Annotated in this window: 8 protein-coding genes; 6 read left to right on the forward strand and 2 right to left on the reverse strand. The window is 63.7% G+C overall.

Going from position 1 to position 14,284, the window contains the following annotated elements; all coding sequences use genetic code 11:
- Positions 1-113: 113 nt before the first annotated feature.
- Positions 114-2,630, forward strand: coding sequence for a UvrD-helicase domain-containing protein (locus tag E5221_RS11750; RefSeq protein ID WP_061302471.1), 2,517 nt, complete (start codon positions 114-116; stop codon positions 2,628-2,630).
- 227 nt (positions 2,631-2,857) lie between these two features.
- On the opposite strand, the gene E5221_RS11755 is transcribed toward E5221_RS11750, so the two are convergent.
- Positions 2,858-7,507 (reverse strand): NEL-type E3 ubiquitin ligase domain-containing protein, encoded by a 4,650-nt coding sequence (locus E5221_RS11755; RefSeq protein WP_348984758.1) that lies wholly within the window; start codon positions 7,505-7,507, stop codon positions 2,858-2,860.
- A gap of 254 nt (positions 7,508-7,761) precedes the next feature.
- On the opposite strand from E5221_RS11755, the gene E5221_RS11760 reads away from it, so the two are divergent.
- The 3 genes from E5221_RS11760 (at position 7,762) to E5221_RS11770 (ending at position 11,360) form a co-directional block, all read left to right on the forward strand.
- Entirely contained in the window at positions 7,762-8,688 is a 927-nt protein-coding gene (locus E5221_RS11760) for an alpha/beta hydrolase (protein WP_015269963.1), read from the forward strand.
- A 356-nt stretch (positions 8,689-9,044) separates the two neighbouring features.
- Positions 9,045-9,470, forward strand: coding sequence for a VOC family protein (locus tag E5221_RS11765; protein WP_247847480.1), 426 nt, complete (start codon positions 9,045-9,047; stop codon positions 9,468-9,470).
- A 213-nt stretch (positions 9,471-9,683) separates the two neighbouring features.
- On the forward strand, positions 9,684-11,360 hold the full coding sequence (locus E5221_RS11770) for an MFS transporter (protein WP_247847482.1): 1,677 nt from the start codon (positions 9,684-9,686) through the stop codon (positions 11,358-11,360).
- A gap of 111 nt (positions 11,361-11,471) precedes the next feature.
- Here the strand turns inward: E5221_RS11770 and E5221_RS11775 are convergent, their stop codons facing one another.
- Entirely contained in the window at positions 11,472-12,041 is a 570-nt protein-coding gene (locus E5221_RS11775; protein ID WP_247847484.1) for a hypothetical protein, read from the reverse strand.
- A gap of 111 nt (positions 12,042-12,152) precedes the next feature.
- On the opposite strand from E5221_RS11775, the gene E5221_RS11780 reads away from it, so the two are divergent.
- Positions 12,153-12,830: a thermostable hemolysin gene (locus E5221_RS11780; protein ID WP_247847486.1), complete on the forward strand. Its 678-nt coding sequence runs from the start codon at positions 12,153-12,155 to the stop codon at positions 12,828-12,830.
- Positions 12,820-14,280, forward strand: coding sequence for an AMP-binding protein (locus E5221_RS11785; RefSeq protein WP_247847487.1), 1,461 nt, complete (start codon positions 12,820-12,822; stop codon positions 14,278-14,280). The genes E5221_RS11780 and E5221_RS11785 overlap by 11 nt, the downstream gene beginning before the upstream one ends.
- Positions 14,281-14,284: the final 4 nt, after the last annotated feature.

A 14,284-nucleotide genomic window follows, 5' to 3' on the forward strand; every position in this document is an offset into this window, starting at 1 on the left:
CGTAAATATCGGCTTAAAACAATCAGTAAAATTGATTTAATACGATCGAGTGTTTTATTCGCTTCATCGCCTAATCTACTGATCTGCAAGCATTCGCTGGCGATTTTTTGTCGATGCGGCGAACATGCCCGCTGATTTTGTTTTTCAACGGAGTGACCGTGGCCCACGAGCAACCCCAGGCCCCCGCCGACCTTACCCCTCCTGCACAGCTGCCTTGGTTTCGCCGCCTGGCGGCCCGCCTGCTGGGGCGTGGCCTGACCCGCCTGCAGGCCCAGCACCGCGACTCCTGGTTCCTCGGCCACGCCAGCGGCCAGCGCAGTGGCCATGCCGATGGCGTGCGTGAAGGGTTCGAACGCGGGCGGGTGGAAGGTTACGAGGCCGGGCGCCAGGTGCTGGTGATCCGCGACACCCGGCCCGACACCGCCGCCGTACCGGGCCGGGATGACAACCTGTTCGATGACTGGCGCCTGCCGCTGACTGCCGAGCTGAAAAAGCGCTTCAAGGCCGATGTCGCCCAGCGCCTGCCCGCCGAGGCGCAACCCAGTGCCGCGCAATGGAAGCTGATTTTCAGTGACACACCGTCCACCTGCGTGGTGGCAGGGGCCGGGGCGGGCAAGTCCACCTCGCTGGTGCTGCGCATCCTGCTGTTGCGCCACTATCTGGGCTACGAGCTGGATGCGATGACCGTGGTCACCTTTACCCGCGAGTCGCGCAAGGACTTCATCAAGCGCCTGCTGCAGGTTTTCGCCCTGTGGCAGATCAACCTGCAACCGCCACAGGCCCGCGAGCTGGTGCGCACGTTCCATTCGCGCATCCTGCCGCTGGTGCGCAGCCTGCCGGGCTTTGGCCAGGTGCGCGCATTCGAAACACTGGGCAACGAAATGCCGGCCGGGCGTGAAGCCGAGGCCGAGAGCAACCCGTTCGACCTGCGCCTGAACGATGCCCAGCGCCAGCAGCTGAACCAGTGCTACAGCACCCTGCTGGGCGAGAGCCCGCGCTTTGCCGAGCTGGTCGGCCTGTTGCGCAGCGAAGCACTGCAACTGAAGCCGCTGGACCCGAACAACCCCGATGTGCAGAAGCGCGCCCAGGTAACCCAGCTGGCTGCTCAGCGTGACGAAGAACTGTGCGATGTGATCGAAGACCTGTGGTTCGCCGCCGGCGCCTGGCCGATCAAGGGCATCGAACCCTGCCGCGAGACCATCGAGATCCGTGGCAGCCGCTTCCATGTGCATGGTCGTCTGGCCGGCCAGGGGCCTTTGCTCGTGCTGGGCTTCGACCCTGCGGAAAGCGCGCAGTACCAGCGCCCCGGCGCCAAGCTGGCGGTGCGTGCCGAGTGGGCGGTCAAGCGCACCCTGTTGCAGGCATTTTGCGACCAGCCGCTGATCTGGCTCGACAACTACGCCATGGCCCGGCGCCTGGCAGCCTCGCTGGCCGGTGATGCCGTGGCCGGCCCCGGCTTCGAATACAAGGTCAAGGGCGAACTGGCCCCGGCGCCACTGCTCGATGCCTTTGTCGGCGCGGCGAATTTCATCGAGAACCTCGGCCTGGAAGTGAACACTGCCGTGGCGGCGATGAGCTTCCCCTCCGGCGACAGCGATGCGCTGTTTTTCGAGGCCCTGGCCCTGTACTGGAAGGCCCTGGAGGCCCACCTGCTGGACCAGTCGCCGCCGGTGATGAGCTACAACCGCATGTTCGCCTTGTTCGGCGAGAACAACCCGGAAAACCTGCAACTGCTGCCCGACCCGTTGCTGCGGCCGCTGGCGCACCTGATGATCGACGAGTTCCAGGATGTGTCGCCGCAGATCGTCAGCTGGTTGCGGGCCAGCCTCGCCGAGATCCGTCGTCGCGGCCCGGCGATGCACATCGGGCGCCATGCCCAGCATTCGTCGCTGCTGTGTGTGGGCGACGACTGGCAGTCGATCTACGGCTGGCGTGGCAGTTCGCCCAAGTACTTCATGGAGTTCACCAAGGCCTTCCCGTCGCCGGCCAACACCCGGGTGATGCTGGTCGACAACTACCGTTGCCAGCAGCAGGTGATCGACGCGGCCGAGCACCTGGTCAAGGGCACCCCGGCGATAGCCGGCAAGAAAGCCCGGGCCAGTGGCCCGGCGGCCGAGTTGCCAGGCTCGCCGGTAAAAGTGTTCGACCGTGACGAGGCCGCCCTGGGTGAAACGCTGATCGAGCACTACCAGCGTGGCGAGACGGTGATGATGCTTTACCGCAAGGGCAGCGACAGGGCGCTGATGAACGAGCACCTGCAAGGCGTGCTGCACGCCGAAGCGGCGTTGCCGGCCGAGCAGCGCCGTTTGCGCCAGTTGACCTACCACAGTGCCAAGGGCTTGCAGGCCGATGCAGTGTTCATGCTGGGCGACTGCCAGTACCTGACCAGCTCGCCCTACAAGAACCAGGTGTATCGCCAGGCCGGGCTGGGCAAGGCCGGTGATGCCCAGCCGTTCGATACCGCGCAGAAGGAAGAGGTGCAGCGCCTGGCCTACGTGGCGGTAACCCGCGCGGTCAGGCACTGCTATTGGCATGTGGAGGCGGCCAACGCAGAGGCGGCGGCAGCGCCGCGTGCGTCGAGCCAGGTGGATGGACGGCAGGCCTTCTTCGAAGACCTGCGAGGTCATTGATCAGCCTTCAGGCATCGAGGACGTCCGCTTGCCGGGTAAGGCTCAGCAGTAGCCCGGCTTCCACCTCCTGCTGTGCCTCGGTCAAGGCTTTCGTAGCCCTGACATAGGCTTGCTCATTGAGAGGAACCCGACGTAGCGTGCCGTTTTCGTCCAGTGCAGAGGCAGGCATTTCCTGGGCCAATGCACGTAATATCGCGTCGTCCAGGTGCGTGACCGGCTCCTGAGTTTCATCCAGGCAATAGAACAGGTAATCGAGGCCCGGGCGCCAGAAATCGGTGATGGCTTCGAACTGGCTGGCACTGGCGCTTGAGGTAGTCAGCCCAGACCGGCTGTTCGCTCATCCACTGCTGTCGGGCGGTGGAATCGGCATCGAGTTCGAGCACAGCAGCGCGGACGTTGTCGATGATTTGCTGGTTTATGTTGGCGAAATGGCGATAAATCATGCCGCTGCTAGGTTCGGGGAAATCGAGCTCAACGGCCAAGGACTGGCGCAGTGCCAAGCGGACTTCGATATCGTCGACAATTTCTCTGGCCAGATTCGCATCAGGGATTGCCGCAGGGACATCCAGCACGTCAAGGGCCGGTAACTGACCGGCATCTCCACCTAGCGCCTCCTTGCGCACGATGCGATGCGTGCTGATGCGGTCCGCCAGTTCGTTGACTTTTTCGCGACGATACAGCTTGCGGTAGAGGTCTAGCAGCGGCTTGGCCGTGCCCCTTGCTCGCCCTGAGGCCTGGCTGGCCAGCAACTCCACTTCCAGGGCACTGAATGCGTCAGCGCCGGCATCACCGCAAGTGGGTGGGAAGGTATGCGCCACCTCGTTCAACCGCTCGCGCAGCGCTGTATCCTCGTGGGCTTGCTTCAACAGTGCCCACACTCGGGCACGCAGGCCTTGCGGATCCCTTTGCGCTTCCAATGAGTTGGTCAGGCGCTCCAACACCGTTTGCAGGTCGCCATTGTCGTTCTGATCGAACAGGTCGGACCACAACTGCTGTTGCTGGTCGGTCGCGGCGTCGCGCCAGAGCCTTTGCCACTCCTGTCTTTCGGGCGCGTGCTCGAAGATATTGACGCCGCTGGCTCTCAGGCGCCTGGCCGACTCACTCTCCAGATCGTTGTAGTTGAAGAGCCAGCGGCGCTCGGGCAAGCGGGCGGCGACGCCCCGCGCATAGGGACTGGGCAGGATACCTTCCAGGTCTGGAACATGGTGAATGCGGTTGAATGAGAGGTCCAGGTAGCGCAACTGGTACTGAGGCTGGCTCATCAGGGTGGTCAAGCCAGTGGGAAATGCCCGCAACTCAGCATTGGACAGGTTCAGGCGCTGCAGCCGCGCCATGTAGCGCACATCAGGTGCATGCTGCAGCGGGTTGGAGTCCAGGTCCAGTTGCTGCGGATGGATCATGTCCTGGAAGCGCGTGGCGAGGTTCTCATCGAGCGTGATGCGATTTTGCCCCAGTCTCAGGACATCCAGTGGCCGGCTGCAGAGGAAAGTCAGTGTCGCTTCATCCAGTGTCAGCCGGTTGCTGCGCAAATTCAGTTGGCGCAGGTCTGGCATTGCCGCCAGCACTCGTTGTGCGGTGGGTGAGAGGGTAGCAAGGGCGTTGTTGGTCAGGTCCAGCGTGCGCAGCCTGGGCACCGATTCAAGTGCCTCGAACAATGCTTGCGCGTCGATCGCCGGGTTGTTGGTCACTTCCAGCACTTGCAGGTTGGGGAAACATGACAGGAACGTCCCGTCCAGTCGTTGCAGTTGCAGCTCGTTCAGCTTGAGTTCACGGATGTGGGGCAGGCTGGCTTTGATCGCTGGCAACTCGGGTAACTGCATTCGCTTCAGCACGAGCGTGTCCAGGTTGCCGGGACCCTCTCGCCGCCAGGCAGCCTTGAGGTGGTCGGCGCATTGTTGTCGCTCGAAGCGCTGGCTGATGTCGCGTGGGGTCAGGTACCAGGTTTCCAGATAGCGTTTCAGATCTTGCCACTCTGCCTGCAGTTGCCGCACTGCCGCGCCCAGGTCACCGGTCTGGCTCAGTTCGGCACTCAGGGCGCTGATCTCATCGCTGGTCAGTGAGGGGAAAAGTGACTCCAGCCGGCGTGTCGCGGCGCTTTCGCCGAGAGGGCCTGCTCCTCGGCCACTGAGCGGGTAACCGATTCGCCCATGTGCCAGGCGCATGGGCGAGCGAAAGCCTGGCTTGATTGGCTGCTGGCCAAGCAGCACGGCGCAACCCGAGCGGTCGCCGAGGGCGCTGGCGAACAGCTCGGCATCACTCGCCTGCGGCTGTTCGGCTACCAATGCCTCACGCAGCAGTTGGCTGTCGGCATTGGCCAAGTCTGCTCGGTACAGGCCGGTCAAGGCACGATCGAGGCGGGCGCGGGCCTGCAGGTAGCGGGCTTCTTCAGCCACACGCAAGGGCACGCGCCCGCTCTTCAGGCGTTCGCGTTCGGTGCTGTCGGCATGCGCGACGAGTTCTTCCAGGGCATTGTCAGGCAAACCGGGGAACTGGCGGCCCAAGGTCTGTGCTTCGTCGCCAAGCGGTGCTCGATGGCTTTCCAGCATGCTCGCGAAGACTTCGCGACGACGTGCTGACAGGCGGTTGGCCAATAGCTCGTTAAGGGCGCCCGGGCGCTGCTCTACTGGCGTATCGGGTAGTAGCTGCTCTATGACATCTTCATCCATCCCCGCCAGGACAATCTTGCTCAGTTCGCCATCGTCAAGCTCTTCGCGGCCGATCTCGATCTGTAGTGTGTCTGCTTTAGGCTCCGCACCGAAATAGGCTGCCTCCCCCCATTTTTCGGCACCGGTGAAGACCTTCAGCCTGTAGTTCGCGGGCCAGCCAGGCAGCTGCACCAGTTCCGGCAGCGCGAAGTTCATATGTGCAGCCAAAGGCTGGCCATGACGTACCCGGGTGATGATGCCCTCCACGTCTTCAGCCAGTCGCAGGCGCAGCAAGGTATCGGCCAGCAGAGCCGGCGGCTGCGAGCCGGTGACCTGGCTGCGACGCAAGGTGTCTGCGTCGACTTCGGTAATGCGCAAGGCGGCAAGTTGCTCCGATGCATCCAGCCTCTGGCCGAACCGGCCCAGCCCCTCGAGCAACTGCGCATCGTCCCATTCGAGCGGGTTGTCGTGGGCCAACTGCCAGCGCTGGTCGCCGAGGTAGCGCAAGGCCGGAGTGTAGGCATCGGGGGCGTCCGGGTGGCGCACATGCCACTGTCCGTCGGTTTCGAATACCTCATACAGTTTGCCTTGAAGCCAAACGTGGGTTTTGCCATCGATGATGTAGAGCCCTTGGGTATTTTTCTGCACACCCACCGGCAACGAGCTCGAAGTGCTGTAAGGGCCCATGTCTGGGTGCCAAAGCCGTTCGCGGCCACCTTTCCAGACGCTTTCCAGCGCATCGACGAACCCTGATGCCTTGACCGCGCTGCTGCCGACGGCAAAACCGGCGATCACGGCGGCATTGATGGCCAGTGACTCGAGCTGTTGCAGCGCTTCCTGGGTATCGCCTTCTTCCCAGGCTTCGAACCCGGTGAACACCGAATCCATGAGGTCGTAGGCAAATACCCCAAGCATCGCGGCATCCAGCCCAGGCACGAAGAAGGCGGCCACGTTCAGTAAGTTCATGCCTGCGTCCAGCCAGTGCTGCAGCCGCTCCTTGCGTGCCTTGGCGTCGGCATCTGCAGTCGGTACCGCGATCGTTCTGGCATTCGCCTTGATGCGGCGCTTGTGGTCGTTGTAAAGCACTTGCCAGATGGGAAAGGCCAGGCGGGTTCGCTTGAAGTGCAGCTCAGGCTTGTTCTTGGGTTTGCGCGTGGAGGTGCCATGCTCGAACAGGGCATTTTCGAGCTTGCGGCTGAGTTCGACCTGGTTGTCCTGGTCAGCGAAGCTGATCAAGTGCTGGCGAAACGTGGTTTGCAGCAGGCGTTGACGCATGAGTGAGCCGGCCTTTTGCAAAGAAGCAAACTCCCTCACCGGGTGTTCGGAATCGCGGGGGATGTAGAGCATGCAGGGGTTGGTCTGGTCGGCTTCATCGGGGCCTATCAGCAGTACGCCATGTAGCGGGATGCCGAACAGGCTGAAGCGCCAGCAGCGAAGCTTGTGTTCGCCGTAGCGCGGCGTGCTTTCGTTGTCGCATAGCTGTACCAGAGCATCGTGGCCTTTGAGCGTCAACAGGCCCTTGAGGTAGGCGATCATTGCATCGGTTTTCAGTGCCTGCTGGCTTGCATCGATCCACTGCTGTTCGATCGCGGCCTTTCTGGGGCCTTCATAAATGCCCTGCAGGTGGTCTTGATACTGCTGGCCCAGGTCCAGGCTTCGGCAAAGGTTCACGAACGCTTCGGGCTCGAGCCCGGGAAGTGAGGCGTCGTCGTCCGGGCCAAGGGTCAGGGTGTCGAACGGGCCCACTTCGTCGGTTCCTTCGAAATTGTGCAGGGCGGCCTCCAGCAGCGTGCGCTTCTGTGGTGGCCCTTCGGGGCGATTGATGTACGTATCGTCACCGCCGAGTGAGAAATCGAGGCCGGGGACATTCACCAGCGTGGTGTACACCTTGAACGGCTGGTGCAGGTACTGGGCTTTGTCCACTTTGACATCAGGGCCCAACCGGCTCTCGAGCAAAGGCTTGCAGAATTCGCTGATCTGCCTGAAGTCATCGAGCAAGGCCCGCAGAGCTTTGAACTCGGCATCGCGGGCGCTGATCAGCTGCCGTAAACGCGCCTGGTCTTCATCGCTGGCTGCGGCGTACCAGGCGTAAGGCGAACCGTTTTCGTCGAGGTAGTCCTTGCGGATGCTCTGTACGACGCGGCGGGTATGGTCAGGGTGCATCGTTCGGCACCAGTCAGGCAGGTTACGGACAATCTGGGCCTGATGGAAAGGCATGGGTGTGCTGGACATGCTGAAGTCTCCGTTGTCGATGGAGGGGCCAGTCGACAGGTTTCGCCTCGGCATGCGGTGGTATTTAGTTGAATGCACAGGTCGGTCCTGTGCACGAGAGCGTCGGTAGGGGAGCAGCGCGGGCAGGGTTGTTGGGAGATGGTGACGCAAGGCATGGGGTAGGCATGTCGTGTGGATGACGCCGGCACGTGGGGTATGGGCCGGCGTCATGTGATGCCTGGCCATAGGCCGGCGTTCTATCAGGGAGAACTACGATGCATTCGCTGTGCAGTCCCAAGGATCACCTGCTGGACCTCGACGGTATTGAAATAGCGGTACGCACCTGGGGGGCGGAGGACGGCATCCCGGTGCTGGCTCTGCACGGCTGGCTGGACAACGCCGCCTCGTTCGAACGCCTGGCACCGATGCTCGACGGCTGCTTCGTGGTCGCCCCCGACCTGGTCGGCCACGGCCGCTCGGACCACCGCCGCCACGACAGTGGCTACTACCTGTGGGAACATGCCGAGGACATGCTGGCAGTGACCGACAGCCTGGGCCTGTCGCAATTCCATGTGCTGGCCCATGGCATGGGTACCGGGGTGGCATCGCTGCTGGCGGCCATGACCAGCGGTATTGCCAGCATGACCTTCCTCGACGGCATGGGCGCACCGTTCACGGTGGCCGAGGATGACCGCGTGCAGCACCTGGCCCGGGCCTACCGGCTCAAGCGCATGGTGCAGCGCAGCCAGTTGCAGGGTTTTTCCGAGCCGGACGTCGACCGTTTCGAGGACCTGGACACGGCGTTGGAACAACGCCGCGAGCGGCTGGACACCGAGCTGTCGGAAGAGGCGGCACGGCTGCTGGCGCTGCGTGACCTGCTGCAACTGGGCGAGGGCTATTGCTGGCGCCACGACCCACGTCTGGTGCTGCCCGAACCCATGCCGCTGACCGAGCGCGAAGCCTGTGACCTGCTCAGCCAGATCCGTTGCCCGTTGTACCTGCTGTTCGGGCGCCAGGGGGCATTCACTGGCGAAGCCTTTACCCGGCGCCAGGCGGCCTTGCCCAGCCAGGCGAAGATCTCCTGGCATCCGGGCGGGCACCACTTCCACCTGGATGCGCCGGACCGGGCGCTGGTCGACCAACTGCTGCGCATCCTCACCCGCCATGAAGGGGGCGTTCTGCAACGGTTGGTAAACGAATAACTGCATATGGTCATGCCATGCGCACGTGGGCTATGGTGGTGAATCTCATCGGGCTTGCGTGATCCCTAGTGGGAGGTTGTCCAGCTCTTTGGGCTGCGCTGTCGCGCAGATAACTGAATTCGCAAGCGATCCTCGTACCCTGTGGGAGCGGCTTTAGCCGCGAAGAATCCAACGCGGTGCATGGCACCGGCTGCGCCGGTGTTCGCGGCTAAAGCCGCTCCCACAGGGGCCCTGCTAATTCAATGAGTTATGTGCAGTTCCATGAGAGCGGGCGAAGCCCGTGCCATTCACCGCAACGCCTGATTCGCGGGCACGCCCGCTCCCACAGGAATCCAGCGGCCACAAGGAGCCTTGGCATGCGACCATTCGTCATCAAGCACATCGACCACCTCGTTCTGCGGGTCAGCGACCTGGAGCGCAGCGTCGCCTTCTACACCGAGCTGCTCGGCTGCACGGTCAGCCGCGTGCGCGACGACCTGGGCATGGTCCACCTGGCCACGGGCACGGCGATGATCGACCTGGTGACCCTGGACGGTCCCCTGGGCCGGCCAGGTGGTGCGGCACCCGGGGCCGAGGGGCGCAACCTGCACCATTTCTGCCTGCGCATCGAGCCGTTCGACGAGGCGGCACTTACGGCCTACCTGCAAGCTGCAGGGGTTGAAGTCGGACCTGCCGAAAAACGCTATGGCGCCGAAGGCGAGGGGCTGTCGCTGTACTGCTACGACCCCGATGGCAACCAGGTCGAGCTGAAAGGGCCGGTACCGGCAACGGACGTTCCATGAGCAACCTGCACACCTTCGAGCGGTAGAGATCGCGCAAGGTTCAGGTGGATATCCCGGCAAAGCCTATTATGCTTCATTTACCTTGCTGCGATCCGAGGCGGCCTGCCTCGTCGTGCTTCGCATATCCAAAGCAAGCCCCCCAGGGCCTGGGTGCGACGGTGAAAAAAATATGAGGTGCTCCCGGCCTGCATGACGACAAGACGGAGGCACCCCATGGCGGTTCTCGACAGCACATCCACGGGCAGCGCGCCCCAACGCGGTATCACCCGGGAGGAGCGCAAGGTCATCTTCGCCTCGTCCCTGGGCACGGTATTCGAATGGTACGACTTCTACCTTTACGGCTCTCTGGCGGCGATCATCGCCAAGCACTTCTTTGCCGGGGTCAATGAAACCACCTCGTTCATCTTCGCCTTGCTGGCCTTTGCCGCCGGCTTTGCCGTGCGGCCATTCGGCGCCATCGTGTTCGGTCGCCTGGGCGACATGATCGGGCGCAAGTACACCTTCCTCATCACCATCGTCATCATGGGCTTGTCCACCGCTGTGGTGGGCCTGTTGCCCAGCTATGCCACGATCGGCGTGGCAGCGCCAATCATCCTCATCAGCCTGCGCCTGCTGCAGGGCCTGGCACTGGGTGGCGAGTACGGCGGTGCGGCCACCTACGTGGCCGAACATGCACCCAAGGGCCGGCGCGGCTTTTTCACCGCCTGGATCCAGACCACGGCCACCCTGGGGCTGTTCCTCTCGCTGCTGGTGATCATGGTCTGCCGCACGGCCATGGGTAACGAGGTGTTCGAGGCCTGGGGCTGGCGGGTGCCATTCCTGCTGTCGATACTGCTGCTGGCGATTTCGGTGTACATCCGCATGCAACTCAACGAGTCGCCGGTGTTCATGAAGATGAAGGCCGAGGGCAAGGCGTCCAAGGCGCCACTGACTGAGTCGTTCGCCCGCTGGGACAACCTCAAGGTGGTGGTCATGGCGCTGCTCGGTGGCACCGCCGGCCAGGCCGTGGTGTGGTACACCGGGCAGTTCTATGCGCTGTTCTTCCTGTTGCAGATGCTCAAGATCGAGCCGCAGACCGCCAACCTGCTGATTGCCGGTTCGCTATTGATCGGCACACCGTTCTTCATCTTCTTCGGCAGCCTGTCCGACCGCATCGGCCGCAAGAAAATCATCATGGCCGGTTGCATCATCGCCGCGCTGACCTACTTCCCGATCTTCAAGGCATTGACCCAGTACGGCAACCCGGACGTGTTCGTCGCCCAGGAGCAGAACCCGGTGGTGGTAATGGCAGACCCTGCCCAGTGCGCGTTCCAGTTCGACCCGGTGGGCAAGGCCAAATTCACCAGTTCGTGCGATATCGCCAAGAGCCTGCTGGCCAAGCGGGCCATCCCCTATACCAACGAAGCGGCAGAGCCTGGCAGCGTGGCGCAGATCCGCATTGGTGAACGGGTGCTGCCAAGCTTTGATGGACGCAGCCTGGCGGCAGCGGACTTCAAGGCACAGAGCGATGCCTTTACCGCGACCTTGACCGGGGCGTTGAAGGAAGCCGGCTACCCGGAAAAGGCCGACCCGGCGAAGATCCACTACCCGATGGTGCTGTTGCTGCTGACCATTCTGGTGGTCTACGTGACCATGGTCTACGGGCCGATCGCGGCCTGGCTGGTGGAGCTGTTCCCGGCACGCATCCGCTACACCTCGATGTCGCTGCCTTATCACATCGGCAACGGCTGGTTCGGCGGCTTCCTGCCGACCGTGGCGTTTGCCATGGTGGCGGCGACCGGGGATATCTATTACGGCTTGTGGTACCCGATCGTGATTGCAGTGATGACGGCGGTGCTAGGGATCTTCTTCCTGCCGGAGACCAAGGACCGCGATATCAACCACACTTGAAGTTGAGGCTGCCTGTACCGGCCTTTTCGCGGGCTTGCCCGCTCCCACAGGGATACCACTGTGCCCTGTGGGAGCGGGCAAGCCCGCGAAGAGGCCGGCACAGTCAACCCATCAGTCGAAATACCCACGCAACCCAAAGGCATACCCGGTATCCACCCCGGCAGCCTCGCCGCGGCTCCGGCGCTTCTTCAACACGAACTCGAACGCTGGCTCGTACAGCCCGTCCCGCACCAGTGCACCCGCCAGCACCTCCACGTCATACCAGCCATTGTCCAGCTCGATGATCGGCCGCCCCGGCACCTGGTAACGCGCCATCAGGTCACCCAGTGTCTTGGGCGTGAAGTGCTGCAGGATGCGCCAGGTGTACAGCATCAGCGCACCGTGCTCGACCTGCAGCACATAGCCATTGCGGCGGTGCTTCAGGCGGCTGCCGGGTTCGCGCAGGGCCGGGGTATGGTTGTCCAGGGTGAACAGGATGCGGTAGGGCAGGTTATCGACCCCGGCCAGTGGCAGCACGACCCCTTCGCGCACGGCCTGGTCGCCGCTGTCGCCGTGGGTGAAGGCATGGGCAAGGTCGTCGGGTAATTCATGTTGTTGCTTGAAGCGCTCGAGCAACTGGATATCGCCGAGCAGAAAGTAGTCGACCAGGTCGTTGAGCACTTCGCTGAATTCGTGGCGCATCTGTTTTCCTTGTTGGTGCGCGTGAGGGCAATGGCAAATGTAGCACTTCAGATTGGCTTCAGATTGCCACCTGATACTGCCCCCAACACCTGACTTGAAAGGGGGACCGCCATGACTCAGGCAGACAGCGCCAGCCTGTTTCCACTGGCTATCGGCAGCCACGGCGAGCGGCTTGCCCGCATGACGCTGAAACGCCCGGAGGAGCCCGGGCGCGACGAGCTGGAACAGTTCATTCACGCCCGCTTTGCCTGCGCGCACCACGCTGACGTGCAGCACTACCTGCCCGAACTGCTCGGCCTGCATGACAGCCACGGGCGCCTGATGGCCGCCGCCGGCATACGCCTGGCCAGCAGTGGGCCGACCTTCCTCGAGCGTTACCTGGATGAGCCGCTGGAAGCGGCCGTGACCCGGCTGTCGGGCAGCTCGGTGAGCCGTGCACAGTTGGTCGAAGTGGGCAACCTGGCCGCGCTCAGCGCCGGCAGCGCGCGGATCATGATCATTGCCGTGACCTGGTTGCTGGCTGCCCGCGGTTTGCAGTGGGTGGCCTTCACCGGTGCCGCGACCCTGGTCAACAGCTTTCATCGCCTGGGCCTGGTGCCGACGGCGCTGGCCGTGGCCGACCCTGGCCGGCTGAACGGCGATGCCGACAGTTGGGGCAGTTACTACGCTCAGCACCCGCAAGTGTTCGTTGGCAACATCGGCTACGGCCATGCAGCCCTGGCCCGCGGCGGCGTTTTCGAGCGGCTGGGCTTGCCCGCGAGCGTGCAGGAGGCCGGTCATGCCGCGTGAATGCCAGCTGTTCAGGGAAGTGCTGCAACTGCATGCCCGCCACCGAGGGGCGCAACCGGCGTTGCTGGGCCTTGGCGGGCCGTTCACCTATCAACAATTGCTGGACGAGGTCGAGCAACGCCAGGCCTGGCTGAGCGCGCAGCCACCGGGCACTTTCGTCCTGGCCCTGGAGAACGGTCCCGAGGCGCTGTTCTGGGACCTGGCTGCGCTGTTCGCGGCGCGCCCCATCGTTATTCTGCCGGCGTTCTTCAGCAGCGCCCAGCGCCGCCACTGCCTGGCACAGAGCGGGGCGGTGCTGGCGCTGGCCGAAGAGGCTTTCGCTGACGACTTGCACGCCAGCGGCTTCACTGCCGGTGAGCGCTTCTGGAGCCGGCAGCCGCCAGCTGCCGCACCCTTGCCGCCGGGCACCGCGAAAGTCACCTACACCTCCGGCAGTACCGGTGCACCCAAGGGCGTATGCCTGAGCGCCGAGGCCATGCTGCGGGTAGCGCGTGAGCTGGAGGCTGCCAGCCGGCCCACGGCGCCCGGCAAGTACCTGGCGGTATTGCCTCTGGCGGTGCTGCTGGAAAACCTGGGCCTGTACGCGGCCCTGCTGGCCGGGGCGAGCATTGCCCTGTATCCGCAGGCGCAACTGGGTTTTCGCGGTGCCAGCCAGGTCGACTTCAAGCAATTGCTGGGCGCCATCGCCTTGAGTGGTGCCGAAAGCCTGATCCTGGTGCCGCAACTGCTGCTTGGGCTGGTCACCGCCATCGAGCGCGGCCTGATGCGGGTCGGCCCGTTGCGCTTCGTGGCGGTGGGCGGCGCGCGGGTGGCGCCGAGCCTGCTGGCCCGGGCCCAGGCCATCGGGCTACCGGTGTTCGAGGGCTATGGCTTGTCCGAATGCGCTTCGGTGGTATGCCTCAACCGCCCCGGGGCGCATCGTGCGGGCAGTGTCGGGCGGCCGCTGCCGCATGTACAGGTGCGCATTGCCGAAGATGGCGAAGTGCAGGTGGCCGGTTCGGCGTTGCTCGGCTACCTGGGCGAACCACCCTTCAGCGAGCCGTGGTTGTCGACCGGTGACCTGGGCCACTTCGACAGCGACGGCTTCCTGTACCTGGCCGGGCGCAAGAAGCACCAGTACAGCACCAGCTTCGGGCGCAACGTCAACCCCGAATGGGTCGAGGCCGAACTGACCCAGGGCGGAGTGATCGCCCAGGCGTTCGTCCACGGCGAAGGCCTGGCACACAACCTGGCGTTGATCTGGCCGCTGGACCCGCAGGCTGACGACCATACCCTGGAACAGGCCATTCGCCAGGCCAATGCCGGCCTGCCGGATTATGCCCGGGTGCATGCCTGGCGGCGTCTGCCCGAACCTTTGAGCGCCGCCGGGCAAACCCTGACCGCCAACGGCCGGCCACGCCGCGAACAGATCCTGCGGTGTTACCAGTCCCTGTTATCCGACCTTCAATGATCTA

The organism is Pseudomonas sp. A2 (genome assembly GCF_023100865.1).
GTDB lineage: Bacteria > Pseudomonadota > Gammaproteobacteria > Pseudomonadales > Pseudomonadaceae > Aquipseudomonas > Aquipseudomonas asiatica.

Bases quoted from the DNA above. Each gene is read 5' to 3' on its own strand.
- E5221_RS11750 (WP_061302471.1), top strand. From the start codon at position 114: ATGCGGCGAACATGCCCGCTGATTTTGTTTTTCAACGGAGTGACCGTG.
- E5221_RS11755 (WP_348984758.1), bottom strand. From the start codon at position 7,507: ATGTCCAGCACACCCATGCCTTTCCATCAGGCCCAGATTGTCCGTAAC.
- E5221_RS11760 (WP_015269963.1), top strand. From the start codon at position 7,762: ATGCATTCGCTGTGCAGTCCCAAGGATCACCTGCTGGACCTCGACGGT.
- E5221_RS11765 (WP_247847480.1), top strand. From the start codon at position 9,045: ATGCGACCATTCGTCATCAAGCACATCGACCACCTCGTTCTGCGGGTC.
- E5221_RS11770 (WP_247847482.1), top strand. From the start codon at position 9,684: ATGGCGGTTCTCGACAGCACATCCACGGGCAGCGCGCCCCAACGCGGT.
- E5221_RS11775 (WP_247847484.1), bottom strand. From the start codon at position 12,041: ATGCGCCACGAATTCAGCGAAGTGCTCAACGACCTGGTCGACTACTTT.
- E5221_RS11780 (WP_247847486.1), top strand. From the start codon at position 12,153: ATGACTCAGGCAGACAGCGCCAGCCTGTTTCCACTGGCTATCGGCAGC.
- E5221_RS11785 (WP_247847487.1), top strand. From the start codon at position 12,820: ATGCCGCGTGAATGCCAGCTGTTCAGGGAAGTGCTGCAACTGCATGCC.